Genomic DNA, 23432 nt, shown 5'->3' with positions numbered 1-23432 from the left:
GATAAAGCAGGCGGGCCGCCTAAGCCCGCCTGTCCTTTTATTTCAATCCTTCTTCCACCTGTTTGATCATTTCCGACACCGACGTCAATCCGCCGCCTGAGAGATACCAATAATTTGGATCCAAGTAGACAATGTGACCGTTTTGATATGCTTTCGTCTTTTTCACAAGCGCATTTTCAATCGTTTGCTTCGCTGTCGGCTTTCCTTCTACAACGGCGTCGCGGTCAATGACAAACAAGTAATCCGGGTTTTTCTCGGCAATATACTCAAATGATACGCTTTGTCCATGAGGATTCGTCACTTTCAAATTCGGGTCTGCGGCTGGCACGCCGAGCACATCATGGATGAGCCCAAAGCGTGAACCTTTGCCATACGCACTCACTTTCCCGCCGGTCGTCAAAATGATCAGCGCTTTTTTGTCTGCAGCCTTCGCCTTCACTTCTTCGATTTGTTTTTCAATATTGGCCAGTTCCTCATCTACTTCTTTTTCTTTGCCAAACATTTGCCCGATCAACTTCATATTGTTTGTAAACGAATCCCAATAATGTTGAGTGTCAATCCCTATATAAACAGTTGGGCCAATCTCTTTCAACTTGTCATACAAATTTGCTTGACGACCGGAAATAAAAATGACATCCGGCTTGATTTCGCTCAATTTTTCAAAATCCGGCTCCATCAGGCTGCCGACGTTTTGGTAGTCGCTGCTTTTATATTTCTCCAAGTATTTCGGCACGTTCATCTGCGGCAAAGCTGTCACCTTCACGCCTAGTTTATCAAGGGTGTCTAGCACTCCGAAATCAAAGACAACCACTTTCTCTGGATTTTTCTTGACTTTCGCCTCTCCAAGCTGGTGCTTGATCGTCATTTCCTCGGCTTGTTCCGTTTTCTTCTCGTCATTCTTCCCACTTGCTCCGTTGCTTGTATTCTCCTTATTGCCGCAAGCAACCAGTACGACAAGAAGCAAAGCAACCACTACCATCAGCCAACGCTGTTTCATTGGCTATACCCCCCCTTTGGAAATTCAAATTATATGTTGACGGCTTTCGTATTCACTCGACAAGGGGCGCCTTTTCTTGCCGATGTCAACATGAAAGCCGGCTCAACCATTTTTTACTTAATTGGAATCTTCTTCATCCTATTTCGCGCAGGAGACTCCCACTTCAACGACCAAAGGGAGTAAGTGGGAGAGGAATGCGCGTTCCCCTTTTCTTTTGTGTATGATATAATAAAGGCGTGGAGAAAACCGTTTAATAAAGGCACTCCAATAACTGCTACTCGATGTATGGAGTTGGTTACAGGAAACGTTGTAACCGTAAAACATCGAGCGTAGATCCGTCTGTTGTGTGTGGAAGCCAAGTACTGCCAACAGACACACCGAGAGAATCGGTAACGATGCAGGCATGACCTGCGTCGTTGGGTAGTTGTCAACCTGCCCTGATGCAACCCCAAGTCAAGGAAGGAGGACGAAGTCCGCTTGTACTTCTGGGGAGTTGCAAGCCCCCACTTCAAGCGTTAGCTAAGTGGGGGTAGTTGACATACTTGACTTTGATCGCGTCTCCCCGTCCCATGTTTGAATCCGAGACGGAGCTCTTCACCAAGCAGGCCCATAGGCTTCCACAGCCCGCTTTTTCACTAGTCAAGATGGACGCTTTCTCATGGAAAATTGCTAAAAATACACACAGATGCGCCGATTTTCAATCGTCTGCACGCGCACATCCAAATCATAAATGCCGCGAAGCACTTCATCGCGCATGATCGATGAAACATCCCCTTCACAGACGACCGCTCCATCTTTTAACGCGACCATATAATCGGAGTAACAGGAGGCAAAGTTAATATCGTGCATCACCATCACGATCGTTTTGCCAAGCTCATCGACCAGCTTGCGCAACACTTTCATCATTTGCACGGCGTGTTTCATATCCAAATTGTTCAACGGCTCGTCCAAGAAAATATAATCCGTATCTTGCGCCAACACCATCGCGATATAAGCTCTCTGCCGCTGTCCGCCGCTCAACTCGTCCATATAGCGGTCTTGCAATGACTCCAACTCCATATAGCGGATGGCCTCACGCACATAGTCGCGATCTTGGCGCGTCAAGCGGCCGCGCGAATACGGAAAGCGACCGAACGACACCAATTCGTTTACCGTCAAGCGAGCCGTAATATGGTTGGATTGCTTCAAAATGGAAATTTTTTTCGCCAACTCTTCTGTCCGATAACGAGCAATTTCCTTTCCTTCAATCCAGATTTCCCCGCCATCTTTCGGAATTAAGCGGCTCATCATGGACAAAAGCGTGCTTTTCCCCGCCCCGTTCGGGCCAATGAGCGATGTGAGCTTGCGGCGCGGAACAGATAAAGATACACGGTCAATCACGGTCTTCCCGCCGTATCGCTTCAATACTTGTTTCACCTCTACCATGCTTTTCGCTCCTTTAACAAAAGGTATAGAAAATAGACGCCTCCGACCATGTTAACAATGACAGACAACGTCGTCGAAAAGGTGAACACTCGCTCGACTACCAGCTGGCCGCCAACGAGGGCGATGATGCCGAACAGCGCCGCTCCTGCAAGCAAATAACGATGTTCATACGTTTGAAAAAACGCATACGCCACATTGGCGACTATCAATCCGAAAAACATGATGGGACCAACAAGCGCGGTCGAAACCGACACCAACACCGCCACAATCATCAGCAGCCGTTTGACGACCGTTTCATACGCCACGCCTAAATTGATCGCATGATCTTTGCCGAGCGACAGCACGTCCAACTCGTGAAGATGACGGTATGTATACAATGTCGCATCCGCAATGAGCAGGCCTGCCGGCCAAAGCAAGTCTGTTTTTATATTGTTGATGCTCGCAAACATTCGATCTTGAATGATGGAAAATTCATTTGGGTCAATCAAATATTGCATGAAAGACGTCAAACTTTGGAAAAACGTACCGAGAATCATCCCAACAAGCAAGATGAAATATAAATTTTGCCCTTCACGGCGAAACAAAAACGAATACAATAAAACTGAAAAACCGATCATCGACCCAGCAGACAAGAGAAAGTGCAAGGTGTTGCCCATCATGGTCAACGTCGTCGAACCGAACAAAAACACCACCGCGGTTTGCACAAGCATATAAACGGAATCAAGCCCGATAATGCTTGGAGTTAAAATACGATTATTGGTCATCGTCTGAAATAAGACGGTCGAAACCGCCCCCGCCCAACCGACAAGCACCATCGCGACAATCTTTTCGCTCCGCGAGCGCAACACATAGTCAAAATCCCCTCGCAAGTGTGTAAACAAAAACAACACGATCAATCCGAGCGCCAATACCACGAGCACAACCACTTTCATCCGATTAGACATACTGCTTCGTTCTCCTTACGAGCAAATATAAAAAGACACCGCTTCCGATTACTCCAACCGTCAAGCCGATCGGAATTTCGTATGGATAAATGGCGACTCGGCCAAATACATCGCAAATCAGCACAAACAAAGCGCCAAATATGGCTGTCAACGGCAATACTTTGCGCAAATGATCCCCATAATACATCGTGACGATGTTCGGAACGATCAGCCCTAAAAACGGCAGCGTCCCAACCGTCAACACCTCAACAGCAGAAACAACAGCGACAATGAGGAGACCAGTGTAGACAATCGAACGGTAGCGAACCCCTAAGTTCGTCGCCATCTCCTCCCCCATGCCGGCGATCGTAAACCGATTGGCGTATACATAAGCGATTGCCATGAGCGGAACGCTCACATACAGCATTTCATAACGTCCTTGCATCATAACGGAAAAATCGCCGTGCATCCATGCGGACATCGATTGAATCAAATCATATTTATAAGCCAAAAACGTCGTGACAGAACCGACAATATTGCCAAACATCAAGCCGATGAGCGGAATAAAGATCGAATCTTTGTACTTCACACGATCCAAAACCGTCATAAACAGCAGCGTCCCCGCAAACGCAAACACAACGGCAATAGCCGCCTTCACAAGCGGCCCTGCGGCAGCGAATGCAATCATGGACACCAACAGGCCAAGCCGCGCCCAATCCATCGTTCCCGCCGTCGTCGGCGACACAAATCGGTTTTGGCTCAACTGCTGCATGATCAAGCCGCAAATGCTCACGCTTGACCCGGCGATCAGAATGCTGATGAGCCTCGGCAAGCGACTGATTAAAAACACTTCCCACGCCTCACGGTCGCCGGCGAACAGCTCGCGAGGCGATAAATCATGCACACCGACAAACAATGATGCCGCAGCCAAAACAACAAAGAGCACCATCCATTTTTTCATGTTTTCTCATCCTGTCTTCCGTTCTATCCCATCATACAAGTCGAATGACGATGCCATGTCCAGACTCAATTGCTTTACAGGCGCAATTATGATATTGATTATCTTTCCTAATTAAAAAGATAAATTCTGCTTGTGTTGAGAAGCAACCAGCACCGCCAAGATGGCTGGCATCTCCTCAATCGCTGTTCTTTTCAAGTCAAGCCATTCTGTCCGCATGCGGCCACCACATCTCACTCCATTCTTTTGAAAACCATGTTCCCGCCCAAACCTCTAAAAAGAGAAGGATTATCATTTTCATATATCATATTCTAATTGATAAAAATTATCATTGTCAATATTTTTTTACCCATTTCTTATTTTCTTTTCATTATATCAACAAAAAAAGAAGGAAGCTCTTCCACTGGAATATCCCTCTCTCTAGAAATGTTGATCTATCAAGGCACCTTCCACAAATAAAAAAGCTATTTCTCCCTTTTTCTAAGCGTTTCTGTCAGCCAAGCAACAGCAGACTTTTGGAGCGAAACGTGTTTGTTGTTATTTTGTACGCAGCTTCACCGCTCTTCACGACGTCAAAAACGCAAAAATCTCCTTCACGGAAAAGCGCACCTCGGGAAACGTGGTCGATGCAGCCGCCCCGTTAGTTGCATCGTACACGTCTTCTAGCTGAAACGTCCCCGATTGCCAAACGTATTTTTCCATCACCTGGTGCTGATAATCGACAAGCCAGTACTCGCGGACCCCCGCTTTCTCATAATAATGACGCTTCAGCAGCCGGTCGTTGTGGGCGGTGCTTGGCGACAACACTTCCACCACCAGGTCGGGGGCGCCGTAACACCGACCTTGGCGCAGTTTCGTTCGATCGCAAATAATGGATAGGTCGGGCATCACCGTTACATTTTTCGTTCCTTTTTGTTCATCCTCAAACAAAAAGACGACTTGGAGGTTGCTGCCGAACACAAGACAAGGAGTTTCCTTTTAACGCCATGCGAAACTCGGCGATCAAATTGGCCACTACACCTTCATGTTCATAAGGAGCTGGAGACATCAACACAATCGTTCCTTCGTACAGCTCCATCCGCTCGTCTCCAGCTAAAGAAAAGAACTCGCCGAGCGTATACCGGCGTTGCTCGCCTGATTGGCTCATGCCGCTCTCCCTCCCTGCACATGCTCTTTCTTCTATTGTAAGCAAACCGTTTGCTCGCCGACAATCGCCTTCGCCAATGGCTTGACGCTAAAAAAAGCGCCCTGCCTAAACGGCAGCGCACTTTGCTCCATTTCTTATCCTTTGACCAACACCGTTTTCATCGCCGTGAAAAACTCGATGGCCGCGCGCCCTTGTTCCCGCGAGTGGGAGCTCGACTGCTTCATCCCGCCAAACGGCGCTTGCAGTTCGACTCCTGCGCTTTCTTCATTGATCCGGACGAGCCCGGCTTCGATGTCTTGGATGAACGCGAGCATCTTGCCGATATTTTGCGTGAAAATCGAGGCGCTCAATCCAAACGGTGTGTCATTGGCGAGAGAAAGCGCTTCTTCCAGCGAATCCACTTTGATTAACGCCAACACCGGCCCGAAAATTTCCTCGCGAGCGATCGTCATGTCGGGCGACACGTTTTCAAAGATGGTCGGCTGCACATAAAACCCTTTTGCCCGTTCCCCATCCGTCAAACGTTGGCCTCCGTAAACGAGCGTCGCCCCCTCTTCGATTCCTTTTTGGATATAAGAAAGGACCGTCTCGAGCTGCTTTTGGCTGGCGCACGGCCCCATCCAAACGCCGTCCTCGAGTCCATTGCCGATGTTCAGCTGCTTCACTTTTGCCAACAATTTTTCCTTAAATTGATCATAGATGGTACGCTGGACGAACACACGGCTTGTCGCCGTGCATTTTTGTCCCGTGGAACGCAGCCCGCCGCTGATTGTTGCCTCGACGGCGCGATCAAGATCAGCGTCCTCGAGCACGATCACCGGATTCTTTCCGCCCATTTCCAGCTGGTATTTCGCCCCTCGGGCCACCGCTTTTTGGGCGATCGTTTTGCCGACTTCATTGGAGCCGGTGAAGGTGATGCCGTGAATGTGGGGATGTTCGGCGATCGCATTGCCGATGATCGATCCTTTGCCTGTCACCAAATTCACCACACCGGCCGGCAGCCCCGCCTCGTCAAAGCATTCCACGATTTTCGCTGCCGTGACCGCCGTTTCCTGCGCCGGCTTAAACACCACCGTGTTTCCATAGACGATGGCAGGTGCGATTTTCCAAATCGGAATGGCGACTGGAAAGTTCCACGGCGTGATGACCCCAACCACGCCAAGAGGCACGCGCGTCGTAAACATCAACGCTTCGCTGTCCGTGGATGGAATGACCTCGCCGATGGATCGCATCCCCTCCCCAGCGTAGTAGCGCAAAATATTGACTCCCCGCTGCACTTCCCCTTTTGCTTCCGGGAGCGTTTTTCCCATTTCTCTTGTCATCGTTTCGGCGATCTCGTCAAGCCGTTTCTCCAAGAGATCCGCCGTGCGGAACAAATACTCTCCGCGTTTCGGGCCGGACAGCTTCCGCCATGCCGCCTGCGCCCGCCGCGCCGCCTCCACCGCGGCGTTCACATCTTCCGCACCGGACTCTTGGACATAGCCGACGATGTCATCGATGTTGGCTGGGTTAAGGCTGGCTTCGATTTTTCCAGTGGAGGAATGAATCCACTCGTCATTGATGTAGTTCAAGTATGTTTGTTTTTCTGTTCCCATCTTCATAATATCTTCTCCCCCTTTCCATTCACGTGATCGCTGCATACGATCTCGGAAAAAATGTTTGCCCTTGGTCATGATCTGAAAAATACAAGTTCATAACACTACTATAATATAGTCGAAATATTTTGTGAATTATATAAGTTGCAATTTTTTTACATGGCATTGTTCGCTCTTTTTGTCACCGTGCCAGCTTTTCAAGTGATAAAGAATAGGACATGGAGATCGGAAATCCTTTATTACAACCTCATATAGATTGAATGCGGCTACAATGAACAAAACACCGAAGCCATTGCATGAAAGCAACAAAAAACCAACCTCCCCTAAACCAGGAGAGGCTGGTTTCCATTTCACCCTGACCACCTTAATCATGGAAATTCGTCCCATCCGTCACTTCTTTGACGATGCCGGCGCGGATGACGAAGTCGCCGAAATGTTCACCGTCAAGACGCTCTTTCGCATAGCGGGATAGGAGGACGCGCAGTTCGCGCAAAATTTCCTCCTCGCCGATGTTTTCGCGGTACAGTTTGCCAAGGCGCGTGCCGTTGAACGCAGCGCCGAGGTACATGTTGTATTTTCCGACCGCTTTGCCGACGAAGGCAATCTCGGCGAGCACGTGGCGGGCGCAGCCGTTCGGACAGCCCGTCATGCGGATCGTGATTTCCTCATCGCGCAAACCGTTTTCGTCGATAATCTCCTCGATTTTATCAAGCAGCTTCGGCAAGTAGCGCTCCGCTTCCGCCATCGCCAAGCCGCACGTCGGCAAGGCGACACAGGCGAGCGCGTTGCGGCGCAAGGCGGTGTACCGGCGGCCATCGGTCAAGCCGTATTCGGCGATGAGTGCCTCGATTTCCGGCTTTTTCTCGCTCGTGACGTTAGCGATGACCAAGTTTTGGTTTGGCGTCAACCGGAAATCGCCGGTATGGACTTTCGCGATTTCGCGCAAGCCCGTCATCAGTTTGTAATCGTCGTAGTCTTTGACGCGGCCGCCTTCGACAAAGAGTGTGAAGTGCCATGTCCCATTGACGCCTTCGACCCAGCCATAGCGGTCGCCGCTATGCTCGAAATGGTACGGGCGCGCTTCGCCGAGCTTCCAGCCAAGGCGGCGCTCAATTTCTTCTTTCACCGCTTCCAGCCCAAGCCGATCGATGGTGTATTTGAAGCGGGCGTGTTTGCGCGATGAGCGGTTGCCGTAGTCGCGCTGAACGGTCATAATTTTCTCCGCCACCTCGACCACTTGATCCGGCCGGCAGAAGCCGATCACTTTCGCCAGTTGCGGATACGTCGTTTTGTCCCCATGGGTCATCCCCATGCCGCCGCCGATGGCGACATTAAACCCGGCAAGCTTGCCGTCTTCGACAATGGCGATGAACCCGATGTCTTGCGAGAACACATCGACGTCGTTCGACGGCGGGACGGCGATGCCGATTTTAAACTTCCGCGGCAAATACGTCGGTCCGTAAATCGGCTCTTCTTCGCCGTCAACCGCCGGCGTGCCCGCCACTTTCTCGTCGTCCAGCCAAATTTCGTAGTACGCCCGCGTCCGCGGAAGCAAATGGTCGCTGATCAGCTTCGCCCATTCGTACACTTCCGCATGCACTTCCGATTGGTACGGGTTCGGGTTGCACATGACGTTTCGGTTGACGTCGCCGCACGCCGCAAGCGTCGTCATGAGCGCATTGTTAATGGCTTGCATCGTTTTTTTCATGTTCCATTTTAAGATGCCATGCAGTTGAAACGCCTGGCGCGTCGTCAGCTTCAACGTGCCGTTCGCGTATTTGCGGGCGAGTTCATCCATGACAAGCCACTGTTCCGGCGTCGCCACCCCGCCCGGCGTGCGGACGCGAACCATGAACTGGTATGCAGGCTCCAGTTTTTGTTTTTGCCGCTCGGTGCGCACGTCGCGGTCGTCTTGCAAGTAGCTGCCGTGGAATTTCATCAACCGGTTGTCATCCTCTGGAATTCCTGCGCTGAGCGGGTCTTCCATCGTTTCCGCGAGCGTGCCGCGCAAGTAACGGCTTTCCTGCTTGATGCGCTCCACATCGCTTGGCGGTCCGTCCGGCGCTTTTAACACGACTTTCGCCATTTTCGATCCCACTCCTTCTTTTGAGATTAATAGACGTCGCGTTGGTATCGTTTTTGCTTTTGCATCTCGGTGACATACGCTTCCGCCTGTTCGCGGCTCATTCCGCCTTCTTTTTCGATAATCTCGATCAACGTCTGATGGACGTCGCGCGCCATGTGTTGTTTGTCGCCGCATACGTAGACGACAGCGCCATCCTCGAGCCAGCCGAACAGTTCTTTGCTTCGCTCGAGCATCCGGTGTTGAACGTATATTTTTCGCTCCGTATCGCGCGAGAAGGCGACGTCCATTTTGGTCAGCACACCGCTTTTCAGCCAAGCGAGCCATTCCGTTTGATACAGGAAGTCGGTCATAAAATGTTGGTCGCCGAAAAAGAGCCACGATTTTCCATTCGCGCCCGTCGCTTCGCGCTCCTGCATAAAGGCGCGGAACGGCGCCACTCCGGTGCCTGGACCGATCATAATGATCGGCGTGTCGGGATCCTTCGGCAACTTAAAGTTCGGGTTCGGCTGCACAAAGACCGGCAACGTATCGCCGATTTGGACGCGTTCGGCGCAGAACGTCGAGCACACCCCTTTGCGCAGGCGGCCGTAAGACTCGTAGCGGACCGCGCCGATCGTCAAGTGCACTTCATCTGGATAGGCCGCTAAGCTGCTCGCGATCGAATACAGGCGCGGCGGCATTTTCCGCAAGATAGAGATGAGTTGTTGCGGAGTGGCGTCCCATGGGCCGAAGTCACGGAACGCATCCAATAAGTCGCGGCCTTTGGCGTATTCTTTCAGCTTCGCCTCATTGCCTGGGGCGACGAGCGCTTGAAGCTCGCTGTTTTTCGAAAGCGGCGCCAGCTTTTGCAACAGCGCTTTGGTCAACACGGTGATTTCAAAATGGGACGTGAGCGCTTCTTTGAGCGACCGCACTTCCCCGTCTTTGTCGATCGTCACCGTTTCTTCCGGGTTCCATTTCATTTCGTGAATGATGAGATCGACAAGCTCCGGATCGTTTTTCGGGAAGATGCCAAGCGCATCGCCCGGCTCATACTTCAACCCCGATCCTTCAAGAGACAATTCGAGATGGCGCGTTTCTTTGTTCGATCCGCGGCCGTTTAAGTTGATGTTTTCCAGCACCTCAGCCGGGAACGGGTTTTTCCGCGAATAGACGACTGTCGGCTCGGCTTTCGGCACGGCCGCAGCGGCCGACAACACTGGCGCGGCCTCGGCATTGGCACCTTTGCTCAGCACGCCAAGCACGCCGTCAAGCCATTTCGCCGCCGCTTCCTCGTAGTCGACGTCACAGTCGACGCGCGGATAAAACCGCTCTCCCCCGAGCTCCTCGAGCCGCTTGTCAAAATCTTTCCCCGTCTGGCAAAAGTGTTCATACGACGTATCGCCAAGCGCCAAGACGGAAAAGCGTAAATGATTCAGCTTCGGCGCCCGTTTGCTGTGGAGAAACTCGTAAAACGACACCGCGTTGTCTGGCGGATCGCCTTCCCCATGCGTGCTCACGACGATGAGCAGCGTCTCGACTTTCTTCAATTCATTCGGCTTAAAATCAAGCATGGACAACACTTTCGCTTCAAACCCACGCTCTTTGAGCGCTTTGCCGGCTTTCTCAGCCAACTTTTGCGCATTGCCGGTTTGCGAGCCGTACAATACCGTCACTTCTTTCGAAACCGGTTTGCTGCTTCCAGCAAACAGCGCTGGCGCTTCGGCATCCAAAACGGCAACCGCCGCCTCGGCAGCAGCCAAATACCCGCTCAGCCAAAGCTTTTGCGACGGCGTCAACGTCGGCAACAAACGATTCAAGAGCTCAATCTGCTCCTGGGTAAACGGACTGTTGGTTACTTGCAGCTGCAACGGTGTCCACCTCACAATATAAAATAAAATGGAACGATTGACGTCGTTTCGGTCTCAACGACAGAACGAGCGTCAAACTCCATTATTCCTATAAGGCAAGTATACTTTATCGAAGATATCATATTTACACTTTACCGCAAAACAAAACATTAGTAAAATAAATATAAATTATTGAAACTATTAATTTTTATAATAGATACTCTCTGCAACAACGATCGAGCGATGGGCAGGAGGAACGAAGATGTACTATGACGAACTGAAAACATTTATTACATTGGCGGAAGTGAAAAATTTCACAAAAACAGCGGAAATTCTCCATTTGTCGCAGCCAAGCGTCAGCTTGCACATCAAAAATTTAGAAAAAGAGTTTCAAACGAAACTGTTCATCCGCTCCCCGAAGCGGCTGCGCATGACGCCGACCGGCGAGCTCCTATACGACCGCGCCAAACAAATGGTGGCGCTTTATGAACAAACGAAGCAAGACATTTTGGAGCACCATCACTCAGTGAAAGGCAAATTGACCATCGGCGCCAGCTTTACGATTGGGGAGTATATTTTGCCGCCGCTTTTGCCCGATTTCCAAAAGCGTTATCCAGAGTTGGAGCTTGAGGTGATGATCGGCAACACAAAAGAAATTGTCGAACTCGTCAAATCGTACCAAGTCGACATCGGCTTAATCGAAGGACAAACGAACGAAAAAGAACTGTCCGTTCATCCGTTCATGCAAGACGAGCTTGTCATCGTCGCCTCCAACCGCCACGCACTGGCGCAAAAAGAGGAGGTCACGATCGCCGAGCTGCAAAACGAAGCATGGGTGGCGCGCGAAGTCGGGTCGGGAACAAGGGAATATTTCAACCATTTCATCCGCTCGAACGGGCTGAAAATCCAATCGCTCATGATCATCAGCAGCAACCAAGGCATTAAAGAAACGCTGATCAACGGCAACGCCCTGTCCTTGCTGTCGCGCAGCGTCGTCGCCCGCGATATCGAGCACGGCCACCTGTCCATTGTTCACCTGAACCATCCGCCGTTTTACCGAATGTTTTCCTATATTTGTGCACCGATTATGGAAAACAAGCAAAATGTACGTATCTTCCTTGAAACGTTGCAACACAATTGGAGATCCTAAAAAACACGGGGAGAAGCTTGGCAGCCCTCCCCTATACTTCCATCTCCCCATGGCGAATATGCGGCATTTCGATTTGAATCGTCGCATGGCGAATGTGAAAGCGCGTTTCGACCAAATCAATCGCCCGCTGCAAAACCGCCTGCCCATCGCAACCTTCCTCAATGAGCAAATGGCAGCTTAACGAATCAAGCCCCGAGGTGATCGTCCAAATATGCAAATCGTGCACATCGATCACGCCATCAATGCCGGAGAGCGCCGCTTTTACTTCCCCATGGTCAATCGCCGCCGGCGTTCCTTCCATTAAAATATGCACCGTCTGTTTCACCACGGCCAACGCCCCTTTTAAAATCAGCACCGACACCGCAATGGAAATGAGCGGATCAGCCGCGTACCAATCGAACAGCCAGATGACAAGCCCCGCCGCGATCGCCCCGACCGAGCCTAACGCATCGCCAAGCACATGAAGATAGGCGCTGCGGACATTGACGTTCTCTTTGACATCCCCTTTGCGCATTAACACCCAAGCGCTTGCCAAATTAGCCAGCAACCCTATGACAGCAATGGCCATCATCGGCCCGCTCGCGACAGCAGGTGGATTCACAAACCTCGCGACCGCTTCCCAAATAATCCAAGCGGCAATCCCCACCAACGCAACCCCGTTTACGAGCGCCGCTAAAATCTCGAACCGGTAAAATCCATATGTCCTCTTCGGCGACGCAGGCCTCGCCGCAAACCACACCGCCAACAGACTTAACAAAAGCGAAGCAGCATCGCTCAGCATATGCCCCGAATCCGAAAGAAGAGCAAGGCTGTTCGTCACAAGCCCGCCGACAAACTCGAGCGCCATGATCCCGACCGTTACACCGAGGGCAATCGCCAGCCCTTTTTGATTTCCTTCTCTGCCGTGATGATGCCCGTGATGGTGATCGCAATGGCCGTGCGCGTGATGATGCATCCATCTTCTCTCCTTACTTATTGGTGTTGTGCGTGATCAATCGCCTGCTTTAGCAACGAAATGACATGTTCGTCATCACATGAGTAAACCAACATCTTCCCCTCACGGCGATATTTCACAAGCCGCAGCGTCCGAAGCAGCGCCAACTGATGGGAAACCGCCGATTGCGACATGCCGAGCACTTCCGCAATATGGCCGACATGACATTCTTCCTGCGACAACAAATACAACATCTTCATCCGCGTCGGATCCGCCAGCGCTTTAAAGATCCGTGACACTTCCTCAATCACACTTTCATCTAAAAACGAATGATCCTCTGCGTTCATGGCTGTTCCCTCACATTTTAATATATGAGCATTTGTTCATATATGTGAATCATAAACCGCTTTTTTTCTTCTGTCAATCCTATTTCAAGCCGCAAAACCCAATCAGCATCAACAGCCGATGCACTGACACCTCCACAACGGCAGCCAGCAAAGCAAAAAAAGCAGGGGCCGATAGACCCGCTGCTTTCCCATTACGATCTCACCCGCACCGCCGTCCCAGTCGCAATGCACATCATCATGCCGTCGCGCAGCGTTTCAAAATCGAGATCCACCCCGATGACGGCGTTGGCGCCAAGGCTTCTCGCCTTATTGACCATCTCCTTGATCGCCATCTCCCGCCCTTCGGCCAGCTTGCTTTCATACGTTCCGCTCCGCCCGCCGATGATGTCGGTGATGCTGGCGAGAAAATCGCGGACGACATTGGCGCCCAAAATGACCTCTCCCGCTACGATGCCCAAATACTCTTCAATTTCTTTTCCCTCAATGGTATTGGTGGTCGTGACAATCACAGCTATGTCCCCTCGTGGCTCATCATAATAGGTAGAAACCCCAATTCGATTATACTACATTGCATCTATGATGTCGCCGATGAATCTGTCCGCATTGCAGCCAATGCCGAATGAGCACCGTACAGCAACAACTGCGCGATGCCGACAAAATACTCCGATTCGCGAATGATGTGATCGAGCACCACCTTGGCGGTCGGGTTTTGGCTGACGGCTTTGCTGCGGATTTTGATGTGCCGGCATAATTCGATGAACTGAAGGCTCTGCTCTAAGCAGTACGACACAAAATGGAGCACTTGTTGATGCAGTTGTTCCGGAACATAATGGCCGGCCCGAATAACCGATTCAATGTAACGGACCGCGTGCTGATGCGTAGCCGAAAGCGCCTCCTCCCATTTTTTCAACGCTTCTACATATGGCGCTTCCAATCCAGACGCAAGCTCGCGAATGACGACCGTATGTTCTTCCTCTTGGTGCTTCCAGAATTCAATCTCATCCAAAACGCGCAGCGGCATGTGTGGGCCGTAGTAGAATTGCACGCTTTTTCCCTCCCTGTTTCCCCTCTTCTTTCAATGTATGGATCGATCAGTGGAAGTATGCACTAATATAAACTAGAAAAATATTTTGATCTTTCCTGTGACAAAAGACAAGCGCATGGGTACAAAATGGAAAAGATAATGTTTTGAAATTAGGGAGGAGCTTGCGCTATGAAATTAGAGGGAAAAGTTGCCGTTGTTACTGGAGGCGCCTCAGGGATGGGAAAAGCGATAGCACTGTTGTTTGCCAAAGAAGGAGCAAAAGTAGTCGTCTCAGACATTCACGAAGAAGGGCAGTCTGCTGTGGTCAAAGAGATTACAGAAAACGGTGGAACAGCTATCGGCATCACCGCCAATGTCGCTAATAAGGAACATGTGGAACGATTAATCGATGAGACGTTGCAAGCGTTCGGCTCACTCGACATTTTAGTCAACAATGCTGGAATTATGGACAACTTTGTTCCTGCTGCCGAGGTGACGGACGAGCTGTGGGAGAAAGTGTTTGCGGTTAATGTAACAAGCGTCATGCGTACGACTCGTAAAGCACTATCCATTTTTCTCCCCCAAAAAAGCGGGGTGATCATCAACATCGCCTCCGTTGGCGGACTTTATGGCTCGCGAGCCGGAGCCGCCTATACTGCTTCAAAGCATGCTGTCATTGGACTGACGAAAAACGTGGCATTTCAATATGCAAAAGAAGGTATCCGCTGCAACGCCATCGCACCGGGGGGCGTCAGTACAAACATCGGCGCCACGATCACTGCGCCCAATCCATTCGGAATGGAGAGGGCCATGGCAGGTGCGGCTCTCAACCCTCGTGCAGGCGAGCCGGAAGAAATCGCCAGCATCGCCTTGTTTTTAGCTTCCGACGATGCCAGTTTTCTAAACGGCGCTGTGATCGTTGCCGATGCCGGCTGGACAGCGTATTGACAACGACACTGCTGCCACCCACCTTTTCGGTTATAGGCGAGATAGATCTTTCAGAAACAAAACAGAAAAGGAAAAGCCGCCCCAACAGGCTTCGTTCCCCTTCGGGACCGGCTTTTTCCTTTTCCTTTTTGTCAGCCGCGAACCATTTGGTACACATGCATTACCAAAGCAACGACCGCCGCCACTCCAACAAACGACACCAAATACAAAATCGGCGACCCCGTGTGGCCAAACACCACTTCATTTTGCAGCATGGCCGCTTTCTCCCAAGCATTCTCCACATCGGGCTTGTAAAGCTTCGTTTTCCAATATCCTATGCCGATGGTGGATGCCAAATACACCACATGAACGATGATCGAAATGACGAAAGCGTGAATAACGGTTTTCATGAACATCCCCTTCTCACCTGTCGGAAATATGGACGATCCTCCATTGGAGGCGTCGGCGCAAATGTCCATCCATTGCATCCGCATTCCGATACGATCTTCTATCATTTTATCATACAAGTTGCGCAAAACCATCCCCTGCATATTTCCGAATCGTTCCTTTTGATCAAACGTTCAATCCCCAAAAGAGGGGATATTCACAGACGCTTGATTGAAGTAAGCTTAACTGTAGCATCGCTTTTCTCCATCCCATCAAGCACATGATGGGTGTGAAACGCCAATAACAAATGAATGAACATTCATTCTGTTGTGGTATAATGGTAACAACATCCTCACACCAATAAGGAGGCCCGTTCGCCATGCTGATCGAGAAAGTGATCAAAAAACGGTTTGAAACAGAAGTGGTTCAAAACGTGCATATCGCCAAAGGAACGGCGACGTTTCAAGGCGTCCGCCTCACCGTCCGCTGCTTTGTCATCGATGGGGTGCTGATTGACACCGGCGCCAAATCGATGGAACACGAATTCACTTCATTTTTTCAACAACAAGACATCGATCAAGTCGTCGTTACCCATTATCATGAAGACCATACCGGATGCGCGGCATTTTTGCAGCGAAAGATGGGTCTGCCCATCTACATGAACGAACCGATGATCCATTATTGCCAGCAAAAGGCGGACTATCCGCTATACCGAAAAGTGTTTTGGGGCAAGCGCGACCCGTTCGTTGCCAAACCGATCGGCGCGACGTTTTCCTCGCGAAGCGCAACGTGGGACGTCATCCCGACGCCGGGCCATTCCATCGACCATGTGGCGTTTTTGAACCGCGAAACGGGGCAATTGTTCAGCGGCGACTTGTACTGTCAAGAGAAAACGAAAGTCATCTTGCGCGAGGAAAACATCCCGGCGATCATCGCCTCCTTGCAACACGTGTTGACATACGATTTCGGCGACGTCTTCTGCGCCCATGCGGGCTATCTCCCGAACGGGCGCGAGGCCTTGCAGCGGAAGCTTGACTATTTGCTTGAACTGCAAGGGACGATCATCGATTTATACGAAAACGGAACACCGCCCAAACAAATCCAGACCCTTTTGTTTCCGAAAAAATACCCGATCGTCTTCTTCTCGGGTGGAGAATGGGACTCGCTCCATATCATCCGGTCGGTCATTCAGGAACATGAGACGAAACAAGCGGGCTGAGACGGGGCTGCTCGAGATGGCTATGATATGGCGTCTTGGGGCAGCCTTGTTACGCCTGGCGTTGCTGTTTTCTGTTCTGCCGCCGCCTCCCCCAACTCTCGTTGTCTTCCATGTCGCCCTTTTCCCTTGCCATGAACAGTTGCATCTTTGGGTGCTAAACGGCCCATCGGCTGTTCAGGCAGGCAGCTGCAGTTCCCGATTGATGCTGTGTATGGTATGCTAATAGAGAAAAACGCAGAAAAGGTGTCAGGGAATGAAGTCATACATCGTCATTGGAGCTGGCATTTTAGGCGCCTCGACTGCTTACCATTTGGCCAAGGAAGGCGCAAACGTGATCATCATCGACCGCGGCGACAAAGGCCAAGCGACCGATGCGGCGGCGGGGATCGTCTGCCCTTGGCTGTCGCAGCGCCGCAACCAAAAATGGTACCGATTGGCCAAAAACGGAGCGAAGTTTTACCCCTCCCTCATCGAAGAACTGCAAGCGCTCGGGGAAACGGACACCGGTTATGCGCGCGTCGGGGCGCTTTGCCTGCATACAGACGAACAGAAACTGGAACAAATGGAGGAGCGCGCTCGCAAACGGCGCGAAGACGCGCCGGAAATGGGAGAGATCGTGCGGCTTCATCCCCATGAGGCGAAGGAGCTGTTTCCGCCGCTTGGCGGTGAGCATCATGCCCTATATGTGAGCGGCGCCGCCCGAGTGAACGGCCGGGCGGTGCGGGACGCCCTCACAAACGCGGCCCAAAAGCTTGGCGCCGCCTACATCCGTGGAAACGCCCGGATCCTGTTTGAAGGCTCCCGCGTCATCGGCGTGGAAGTCAATGGAGCGAAATACACGGCCGAAGCGGTCATCGTCACAGCCGGCGTGTGGGCTGGCGAACTGCTCGAACCGCTGGGCGTTCGGTTTGCCGTCAGCCCGCAAAAAGGACAAATCGTTCATCTCGAATGGTTGGCAGGCGAGACCGGCCGATGGCCGGTCGTCATGCCGCCGAACAATCAGTATATGCTCGCCTTCCCTGGAGGGCGAATCATCATCGGAACGACCCATGAAGATGAAGCAGGCATGGACATCCGCGCCACCGCAGGCGGCATCCACGAAATACTGGACAAAGCGCTCGCCGTCGCGCCAGGGCTGTCGGCTTGCACCTACGTGGAAACGCGGGTCGGGTTCCGCCCGCGCACGCCTGGGTTTCTCCCTGTCTTCGGACCGCTTCCGGGCTTTTCTGAGGTGTATATCGCCAACGGGCTCGGCTCCTCAGGCCTCACCGTCGGCCCGTATGTCGGAAAAGAGTTGGCGAAACTCGTCATCGGCCTGCCGACGGAACTCGACCAAAGCGACTACGACGTCGCAAGCGCCGTCGCGCCGATCGTTCCATGAGGAGGACAGGGAAACCCACGACAGACCTTGCAGCCGTTGACTTCCCTTTCTGGGGTTCAGGACAAAGCGGACTGCATTTCGTCAGCTTTGTCCTTCATATTTTTTCAGCTGTTCCGTCAGCTTATGAAACAGCTCCATATCTTTGCGATCGAGCGCCTGATCGATTTGCAGCTTCAGCCTCGACAGTTCGTGCCGTTTCAGCGCCTCATCCAACACTTGCTCGGCCGCCTTCGCCATTTTCTCATGCCGCTCGTGCCGCCTGACATTTTCCAACGCTTGGTGATCAATGAGGCGAAGGTACGAAAAATTCCTTGCCTTTCCAGGAAAATGGAGCGTCAAATAAAGCGGCTCGTTCGGATGCAGCGCCAAATCACCCATAATCGAGGCAAGGCTCGTGCTTTTTTGACCGCGCCGATAAAACACAAGCCCGTCCTCCTCCGCCATCGCAGTCGAAATGATCAGCCACCGCGCCTGCTTTTGCTCGGTTTCCGTAAAATGGACGTTCTCAAGCAAATGGGGTGTTGAAGCAAGTATTGCAGCACAAATCGGGCATCGGGATGCTTCAAACGATGCTGCTGCAAAAACGTTGTTAAGAACTGCCGCTTTTCTGAATAGGACACCCATCTCGTCATAGCCTCACCCCCTTCAACTGCTTCTCCATGGAAGATAACAGCGGCCGCAGCGCAAGATCGTCTCAACAAGCCTCGATGATCCATTGCTATTCCATTCACGTCTTTGTTTTCCAGTATACTTGATTGCGCCCCGCCGTGCATCTGAAAACCACAGGGCAAGGCCCCTTTCATTCCGACACCAAGCGGCAAACGAAATAGAAAAACAGCCGCCCTTCATTTCCAGGCGGCTGCTCCTTCCAAGCAACGAGCACTCAGCTTTTCTTTAAGCCGCTAAAACCTATAGGCCTACGCCAACTGCATCGCAAAGTGGCCGTTCAATCCGAGCGCTTCCGCTGTAGACGCTTGCACTTGCCGCAGCAGCGCTTCATTTTTCATCAACGACTCGCCGTAAGACGGGATCATCTCTTTCACTTTCGCCCGCCACTCGTTCATCCGTTCTGGGAAGCACTTCTCCATCACTTCAAGCATGACATGAACCGCCGTCGATGCGCCTGGCGAAGCGCCGAGCAACGCCGCGATCGAGCCATCTGCCGCATGGACGACCTCCGTGCCGAACTGCAGCGTTCCTTTGCCGCCAGCTTCCGTGTCTTTGATCACTTGCACGCGCTGACCCGCCACGACGATGTCCCACTCGTCGCTTTTCGCCGTCGGGACGAATTCCCGCAGCTCTTGCATGCGCTGTTCTTTGGACAACAGCACTTGCTGGATCAAATAGTTGGTCAAGGACATGTTTTTCACGCCCGCCGCCAAGATCGTCAAGACGTTATGCGGCTTGATTGAAGTGAACAAGTCGAGCATCGATCCGTTTTTCAAAAACTTCGGCGAAAATCCGGCAAATGGCCCAAACAGCAGCATCTTTTGATTGTCGATAAACCGCGTGTCCAAATGCGGCACCGACATCGGCGGCGCGCCGACTTTCGCTTTGCCGTACACTTTCGCATGGTGCTGCTCGACGACCTCGGGATTGTTGCACACCATAAACAACCCGCTCACCGGGAAGCCGCCGATTCCCTTCCCTTCAGGAATGCCGGACTTTTGCAACAGATGGAGGCTGCCTCCCCCGGCCCCGATGAAGACGAACTTGGCCGCATGAAGTTCCACGGCGCCCGTATCCAAATTCCGCACTTTCAGCTCCCATAAACCGTCGCTTGTCCGTTTGATATCCTCGACATGATGGCGGTAGCGGATCTCCACGTTCTTCCGTTTCAAATGTTCAAACAGTTGGCGCGTCAACGCCCCGAAGTTCACGTCCGTCCCCGATTCGATGCGGGTCGCCGCGATCGGCTCGTCCACCACCCGCCCTTCCATCATGAGCGGCACCCATTCGGCCAGCTTCTTCGGATCATCTGTGAACTCCATCCCTTTGAACAGCGGATTGGCCGCCATCGTTTCGTGCCGCTTTTTCAAAAACGCCACATTGTCTTCCCCTTGCACAAAGCTCATATGCGGCAGCGGACGGACGAAATCTTTCGGGTCACGAAGAATACCACTGTTGACCAAATAAGCCCAAAACTGCAAAGAGACGTAAAACTGCTCATTGATTTTAATCGCTTTGCCGATGTCAATCGACCCATCGGCCTTCTCAACCGTATAGTTCAACTCGCAAAGCGCCGCATGCCCGGTCCCGGCGTTGTTCCACTCGTTGGAGCTTTCCGCTCCTGCCTCTTCCAGTCTTTCAAAGACGACAATGTCCCACTCTGGCGCCAATTCCTTCAAGAGCGTCCCCAACGTCGCGCTCATAATGCCGGCGCCGATTAAGATGACATCCGTTTTTCCTTGTTTGTTGCCCATATTTACCATCCCTATCCATGAATAGTTGTAAAAGAGCATCGAGCGATCGCTCGAAACAATGTCGCCGATACCCCTTTCGTTTTGAGGGCGATTCCAACATTTATTATAACACAATTGGTTAATAGTATATCACTATTATTGATTTGAACAAAAATATATTAATATAATTCAATGCACCGTTGCATATTCATGACATCAACACAGCCATCCCAACATCGCCCTTCATAATAATTTTACAAAATCGTTGAATATTTCGCCACCATCTCGAGAAAAAACGCAGAGATTTTTCAAGAAGGCTGATGAAAAACACATTTTATAGCAGCAAAAAAGACGGCTCCATGCCGCCAAAGCGTCATATAAGCCATCTACACCCGAAACATTTCAAGGTGACATCCATCGTATTAGGCAATCGTTTTTTCAATTTCTCTAACAAATGGCTCGTGCGAAGTATTCTCTAAAAAATCTTCGAATATTTCATCAAGTTGCAAGTTGAGATCTTCATTGACCTCATTCCCGTCCTCGTCATAAATCTCAAAGTGGCTGTACTTCCATTGATCAAATGTTTCCCTAAGCAAGTCACAGTATGTCACCCAACGCTTTCCATAGTTAGACATATACGTCGGCACCCATTGATCAATGTAAACGTTGTTTAACAACTCATCTAACGGAGAACAATAAAATCGCGAGCCCTTACTTCTCCCCAACGATCGGACAAGCTCGGCAAACTCTTCCTTCTTCATTTTCCTCACTTCACCGGAATAGTCATAGCTGATCTTGCCGTTGTATGGGTTGATGAATGGTTCAGCGTTGTATATCCATTGGTGCGGTATATGCGTTTGAATCACTTCCATAGTGTTGCTTGCACAGCTCCACAGGGAAAAGCGAAACTGCAACACTTCGCCAAAGGGAAACACCATTGAAAACACGGAAAGTTCATTGCTGAGGGCCTCACAGCTGAAGAGAGCAATTGGTGCAATGTTGCGGTGGCATTTCTCAAACAGGCGGCTGAAATCGAAAAAAAGCGCCCTTAGGAAATAACAATTGTACACAATCGCCTTCTCATTCCCGTCGAATGCTGTGGAGAAATTCCGCATCGATTACTTTCCTGTCATCGACAAGATCTAACAGTTCATCGTGCGGGCGAATCTCATCATTGCCGTCGGAATAATAAAGGGTGATATGCACTCCTTCTGATTGGGCGATTTGCAACGCGGGCAAAAAATCACTGTCCCCGAATAAGGCAATTCGCGAATACAAAGCATTCCCTCCCGTCCATGGCAATGAATACAAAAGGAGCGGCGATGCCGCCCCCTCTCTTGACCTGCCATCCATCCGAACGGCAGCGGTTATTCTAAATATCATTATAATTGGAAAAACGGTGCATGTAAATCCCTCAGTTGAGATGAACAGGCCATTCGCATTGAGCCAGTTGGCCCCGAGAAGCTTATGTCCCGTGCGTCAATCCATGCAAAAAGGCGGAGCGATCCGCCTTTTCTTTACCCAAAATAAAGCGATCATTACCCCCCTGACAACAATGACCTACACTTCTTCCAGCTGAACCTACTTGCAAATAATTTGCAGCAACGGCTCTGTATAATCAAAGGTATAGATACGAAAATGCTGAAATCCGCTTGAATCTGCTGCTGCATGTTCGAAGCGAATCATGGTAAACAAGCTGTCAAAATGGAGATCCTCCCTCGACATTTCTATGACTTCCTTCCACATTTTGTACTCTACAGCCAAGCAATCCGTAAAATGCAACACGAATGTTCTATTTTCCTCTCTATTCTCCTGTACATCCCAATAATAGTCGATTGTGATAGACAAATCTAACGGATTGTTCCACTTGATATCCGTTATAATGCTATCTGTGAAGTCAAAATGGTCTTTGATTTCTTTATAGTTGTTGGCAATGATCATTTGACTCCCCCTCCTCTCCAGCATGAAAATGCCTCTTCTTTTCAGGAACACCGATCGTCACAACACCATCATGAAAACATTCGATTGCATACTCTCCATGTTGGCAAAGAATAAAAGTGTCTGACCCCACTGCCACCACATCATCAATAGCATGCAGAACTCTCTCTAATGTCGTCTGGATGCCAGGGTTATCAGAATAATTCCATAGCACAATCACATCGTAATGATCAATTCCCCTTTGCCGCAGCCAATCAACTACTTCCGATGCATGCTTTATGTGTTTCTTTTCCGATACCTTTTCCCAATCGATTCTCCCCCAAGGCAAGATCGGGAATAATGTGCATAAATAATCAAAATATGTTTCGGTTTCCCCGCTCGTTAAAATCCTCAAGTTCCCATGACCTATTGCATAAACACACTCTTCAAATAATGTCATGTTTGCCCCCGCTTCAATATTGTTCGATGCCACTGTATGTACTGTATATATTTTCATGTCTTTTCCACATGCATTGAATTGAACTCAACGTGAGCGCCACTCTACATTCCTTGCCTCAATAAGAATGATGTTCACCCCATCGGATTCCCAAAAAATGAAAAACGACTGCAAACGCAGTCGTACCAAGAGATGTAGAAATTCCGATCCAAACGAGTCGGATCCACATAGCGGCCCCGAGAGGATTCGAACCTCCGACGCACGGTTTAGGAAACCGACGCTCTATCCACTGAGCTACGGGCCATATGGCTCTCCTTTTTCATTCTA

General features: G+C 50.7%; 23 protein-coding genes, 1 tRNA gene and 1 pseudogene. 4 read left to right on the top strand and 21 right to left on the bottom strand.

Features of this window, described 5'->3' with window-relative positions; all coding sequences use genetic code 11:
- Positions 1-37 precede the first annotated feature (37 nt).
- The 9 genes from A0V43_RS04260 to A0V43_RS04220 all read right to left on the bottom strand — a co-directional run bounded on the left by A0V43_RS04260 (position 38) and on the right by A0V43_RS04220 (position 10981).
- Complete coding sequence (locus tag A0V43_RS04260) at positions 38-997, bottom strand: siderophore ABC transporter substrate-binding protein (RefSeq protein WP_063192458.1); 960 nt, start codon at positions 995-997, stop codon at positions 38-40.
- Positions 998-1666: 669 nt separating this feature from the next.
- Positions 1667-2422: an iron ABC transporter ATP-binding protein gene (locus tag A0V43_RS04255; protein ID WP_063192457.1), complete on the bottom strand. Its 756-nt coding sequence runs from the start codon at positions 2420-2422 to the stop codon at positions 1667-1669.
- Entirely contained in the window at positions 2416-3366 is a 951-nt protein-coding gene (locus A0V43_RS04250; protein WP_063192456.1) for an iron chelate uptake ABC transporter family permease subunit, read from the bottom strand. Before A0V43_RS04250 ends, A0V43_RS04255 begins: the two co-directional genes overlap by 7 nt.
- A complete protein-coding gene (locus A0V43_RS04245; RefSeq protein ID WP_044744720.1) occupies positions 3359-4306 on the bottom strand; it encodes an ABC transporter permease in 948 nt (315 codons plus the stop codon). The genes A0V43_RS04250 and A0V43_RS04245 overlap by 8 nt, the downstream gene beginning before the upstream one ends.
- A gap of 561 nt (positions 4307-4867) precedes the next feature.
- A complete protein-coding gene (locus A0V43_RS04240; RefSeq protein ID WP_250637085.1) occupies positions 4868-5263 on the bottom strand; it encodes a Uma2 family endonuclease in 396 nt (131 codons plus the stop codon).
- The gene (locus A0V43_RS20685) at positions 5226-5450 is read right to left on the bottom strand and encodes a PDDEXK family nuclease (protein WP_250637084.1); all 225 of its coding nucleotides are present in this window, start codon (positions 5448-5450) and stop codon (positions 5226-5228) included. The genes A0V43_RS04240 and A0V43_RS20685 overlap by 38 nt, the downstream gene beginning before the upstream one ends.
- Before the next feature lie 134 nt (positions 5451-5584).
- A complete protein-coding gene (gucD, locus tag A0V43_RS04235) occupies positions 5585-7051 on the bottom strand; it encodes an alpha-ketoglutaric semialdehyde dehydrogenase GucD (RefSeq protein WP_063192455.1) in 1467 nt (488 codons plus the stop codon).
- A gap of 358 nt (positions 7052-7409) precedes the next feature.
- Entirely contained in the window at positions 7410-9131 is a 1722-nt protein-coding gene (gene cysI / locus A0V43_RS04225) for an assimilatory sulfite reductase (NADPH) hemoprotein subunit (protein WP_063192453.1), read from the bottom strand.
- Positions 9132-9157: 26 nt separating this feature from the next.
- Positions 9158-10981, bottom strand: a complete 1824-nt coding sequence (locus A0V43_RS04220; protein ID WP_063192452.1) for an assimilatory sulfite reductase (NADPH) flavoprotein subunit — start codon at positions 10979-10981, stop codon at positions 9158-9160.
- 241 nt (positions 10982-11222) lie between these two features.
- Here A0V43_RS04220 and A0V43_RS04215 point away from each other — a divergent pair, with 241 nt between their 5' ends.
- The gene (locus tag A0V43_RS04215; RefSeq protein WP_063192451.1) at positions 11223-12110 is read left to right on the top strand and encodes a LysR family transcriptional regulator; all 888 of its coding nucleotides are present in this window, start codon (positions 11223-11225) and stop codon (positions 12108-12110) included.
- A gap of 31 nt (positions 12111-12141) precedes the next feature.
- Here A0V43_RS04215 and A0V43_RS04210 read toward each other — a convergent pair whose 3' ends face one another.
- From A0V43_RS04210 to A0V43_RS04195, 4 genes are all read right to left on the bottom strand, one after another.
- Positions 12142-13065: a cation diffusion facilitator family transporter gene (locus A0V43_RS04210; protein WP_063192450.1), complete on the bottom strand. Its 924-nt coding sequence runs from the start codon at positions 13063-13065 to the stop codon at positions 12142-12144.
- Between the two features lie 17 nt (positions 13066-13082).
- Positions 13083-13391 (bottom strand): ArsR/SmtB family transcription factor, encoded by a 309-nt coding sequence (locus tag A0V43_RS04205; protein ID WP_011230902.1) that lies wholly within the window; start codon positions 13389-13391, stop codon positions 13083-13085.
- Between the two features lie 191 nt (positions 13392-13582).
- On the bottom strand, positions 13583-13900 hold the full coding sequence (locus A0V43_RS04200) for a YbjQ family protein (RefSeq protein ID WP_033017392.1): 318 nt from the start codon (positions 13898-13900) through the stop codon (positions 13583-13585).
- 65 nt (positions 13901-13965) lie between these two features.
- Positions 13966-14436: a DUF2935 domain-containing protein gene (locus A0V43_RS04195; protein WP_063192449.1), complete on the bottom strand. Its 471-nt coding sequence runs from the start codon at positions 14434-14436 to the stop codon at positions 13966-13968.
- Positions 14437-14604: 168 nt separating this feature from the next.
- Here A0V43_RS04195 and A0V43_RS04190 point away from each other — a divergent pair, with 168 nt between their 5' ends.
- Entirely contained in the window at positions 14605-15363 is a 759-nt protein-coding gene (locus tag A0V43_RS04190) for an SDR family oxidoreductase (RefSeq protein WP_020755091.1), read from the top strand.
- Between the two features lie 131 nt (positions 15364-15494).
- Here A0V43_RS04190 and A0V43_RS04185 read toward each other — a convergent pair whose 3' ends face one another.
- Positions 15495-15752, bottom strand: a complete 258-nt coding sequence (locus tag A0V43_RS04185) for a hypothetical protein (protein WP_015374580.1) — start codon at positions 15750-15752, stop codon at positions 15495-15497.
- A 356-nt stretch (positions 15753-16108) separates the two neighbouring features.
- On the opposite strand from A0V43_RS04185, the gene A0V43_RS04180 reads away from it, so the two are divergent.
- Positions 16109-16948, top strand: coding sequence for an MBL fold metallo-hydrolase (locus A0V43_RS04180; RefSeq protein ID WP_063192448.1), 840 nt, complete (start codon positions 16109-16111; stop codon positions 16946-16948).
- A 253-nt stretch (positions 16949-17201) separates the two neighbouring features.
- A complete protein-coding gene (locus A0V43_RS04175) occupies positions 17202-18329 on the top strand; it encodes an NAD(P)/FAD-dependent oxidoreductase (protein WP_063192447.1) in 1128 nt (375 codons plus the stop codon).
- 81 nt (positions 18330-18410) lie between these two features.
- Here the strand turns inward: A0V43_RS04175 and A0V43_RS04170 are convergent.
- The 7 genes and pseudogenes from A0V43_RS04170 to A0V43_RS04140 form a co-directional block, all read right to left on the bottom strand.
- Positions 18411-19045 (bottom strand): annotated as a pseudogene (locus A0V43_RS04170) (YpiB family protein).
- 201 nt (positions 19046-19246) lie between these two features.
- Entirely contained in the window at positions 19247-20761 is a 1515-nt protein-coding gene (locus A0V43_RS04165) for a malate:quinone oxidoreductase (RefSeq protein WP_206501597.1), read from the bottom strand.
- A gap of 392 nt (positions 20762-21153) precedes the next feature.
- On the bottom strand, positions 21154-21846 hold the full coding sequence (locus A0V43_RS20185) for a hypothetical protein (protein ID WP_236930918.1): 693 nt from the start codon (positions 21844-21846) through the stop codon (positions 21154-21156).
- On the bottom strand, positions 21812-22009 hold the full coding sequence (locus A0V43_RS04155; RefSeq protein WP_236930917.1) for a PIN domain-containing protein: 198 nt from the start codon (positions 22007-22009) through the stop codon (positions 21812-21814). Before A0V43_RS04155 ends, A0V43_RS20185 begins: the two co-directional genes overlap by 35 nt.
- 303 nt (positions 22010-22312) lie before the next feature.
- Positions 22313-22672, bottom strand: coding sequence for a hypothetical protein (locus A0V43_RS04150; RefSeq protein WP_128577971.1), 360 nt, complete (start codon positions 22670-22672; stop codon positions 22313-22315).
- Entirely contained in the window at positions 22650-23165 is a 516-nt protein-coding gene (locus tag A0V43_RS04145; RefSeq protein ID WP_128577970.1) for a CDI toxin immunity protein, read from the bottom strand. Before A0V43_RS04145 ends, A0V43_RS04150 begins: the two co-directional genes overlap by 23 nt.
- Before the next feature lie 171 nt (positions 23166-23336).
- A tRNA-Arg gene (locus tag A0V43_RS04140) sits at positions 23337-23408 on the bottom strand.
- Between the last annotated feature and the right edge of the window lie 24 nt (positions 23409-23432).

Origin of the sequence: Geobacillus sp. JS12 (assembly GCF_001592395.1) — a bacterium.
Classification (GTDB): Bacteria; Bacillota; Bacilli; order Bacillales; family Anoxybacillaceae; genus Geobacillus; species Geobacillus zalihae.
Note: the sequence above shows the minus strand (reverse complement) of the source record. Positions and strands in the feature narration are given on the sequence as shown.

Bases quoted from the DNA above. Each gene is read 5' to 3' on its own strand.
- A0V43_RS04260 (WP_063192458.1), bottom strand. From the start codon at position 997: ATGAAACAGCGTTGGCTGATGGTAGTGGTTGCTTTGCTTCTTGTCGTA.
- A0V43_RS04255 (WP_063192457.1), bottom strand. From the start codon at position 2,422: ATGGTAGAGGTGAAACAAGTATTGAAGCGATACGGCGGGAAGACCGTG.
- A0V43_RS04250 (WP_063192456.1), bottom strand. From the start codon at position 3,366: ATGTCTAATCGGATGAAAGTGGTTGTGCTCGTGGTATTGGCGCTCGGA.
- A0V43_RS04245 (WP_044744720.1), bottom strand. From the start codon at position 4,306: ATGAAAAAATGGATGGTGCTCTTTGTTGTTTTGGCTGCGGCATCATTG.
- A0V43_RS20685 (WP_250637084.1), bottom strand. From the start codon at position 5,450: ATGAGCCAATCAGGCGAGCAACGCCGGTATACGCTCGGCGAGTTCTTT.
- gucD (WP_063192455.1), bottom strand. From the start codon at position 7,051: ATGAAGATGGGAACAGAAAAACAAACATACTTGAACTACATCAATGAC.
- cysI (WP_063192453.1), bottom strand. From the start codon at position 9,131: ATGGCGAAAGTCGTGTTAAAAGCGCCGGACGGACCGCCAAGCGATGTG.
- A0V43_RS04215 (WP_063192451.1), top strand. From the start codon at position 11,223: ATGTACTATGACGAACTGAAAACATTTATTACATTGGCGGAAGTGAAA.
- A0V43_RS04210 (WP_063192450.1), bottom strand. From the start codon at position 13,065: ATGCATCATCACGCGCACGGCCATTGCGATCACCATCACGGGCATCAT.
- A0V43_RS04205 (WP_011230902.1), bottom strand. From the start codon at position 13,391: ATGAACGCAGAGGATCATTCGTTTTTAGATGAAAGTGTGATTGAGGAA.
- A0V43_RS04190 (WP_020755091.1), top strand. From the start codon at position 14,605: ATGAAATTAGAGGGAAAAGTTGCCGTTGTTACTGGAGGCGCCTCAGGG.
- A0V43_RS04185 (WP_015374580.1), bottom strand. From the start codon at position 15,752: ATGAAAACCGTTATTCACGCTTTCGTCATTTCGATCATCGTTCATGTG.
- A0V43_RS04180 (WP_063192448.1), top strand. From the start codon at position 16,109: ATGCTGATCGAGAAAGTGATCAAAAAACGGTTTGAAACAGAAGTGGTT.
- A0V43_RS04175 (WP_063192447.1), top strand. From the start codon at position 17,202: ATGAAGTCATACATCGTCATTGGAGCTGGCATTTTAGGCGCCTCGACT.
- A0V43_RS04165 (WP_206501597.1), bottom strand. From the start codon at position 20,761: ATGGTAAATATGGGCAACAAACAAGGAAAAACGGATGTCATCTTAATC.
- A0V43_RS20185 (WP_236930918.1), bottom strand. From the start codon at position 21,846: ATGCGGAATTTCTCCACAGCATTCGACGGGAATGAGAAGGCGATTGTG.
- A0V43_RS04150 (WP_128577971.1), bottom strand. From the start codon at position 22,672: ATGATCATTGCCAACAACTATAAAGAAATCAAAGACCATTTTGACTTC.
- A0V43_RS04145 (WP_128577970.1), bottom strand. From the start codon at position 23,165: ATGAAAATATATACAGTACATACAGTGGCATCGAACAATATTGAAGCG.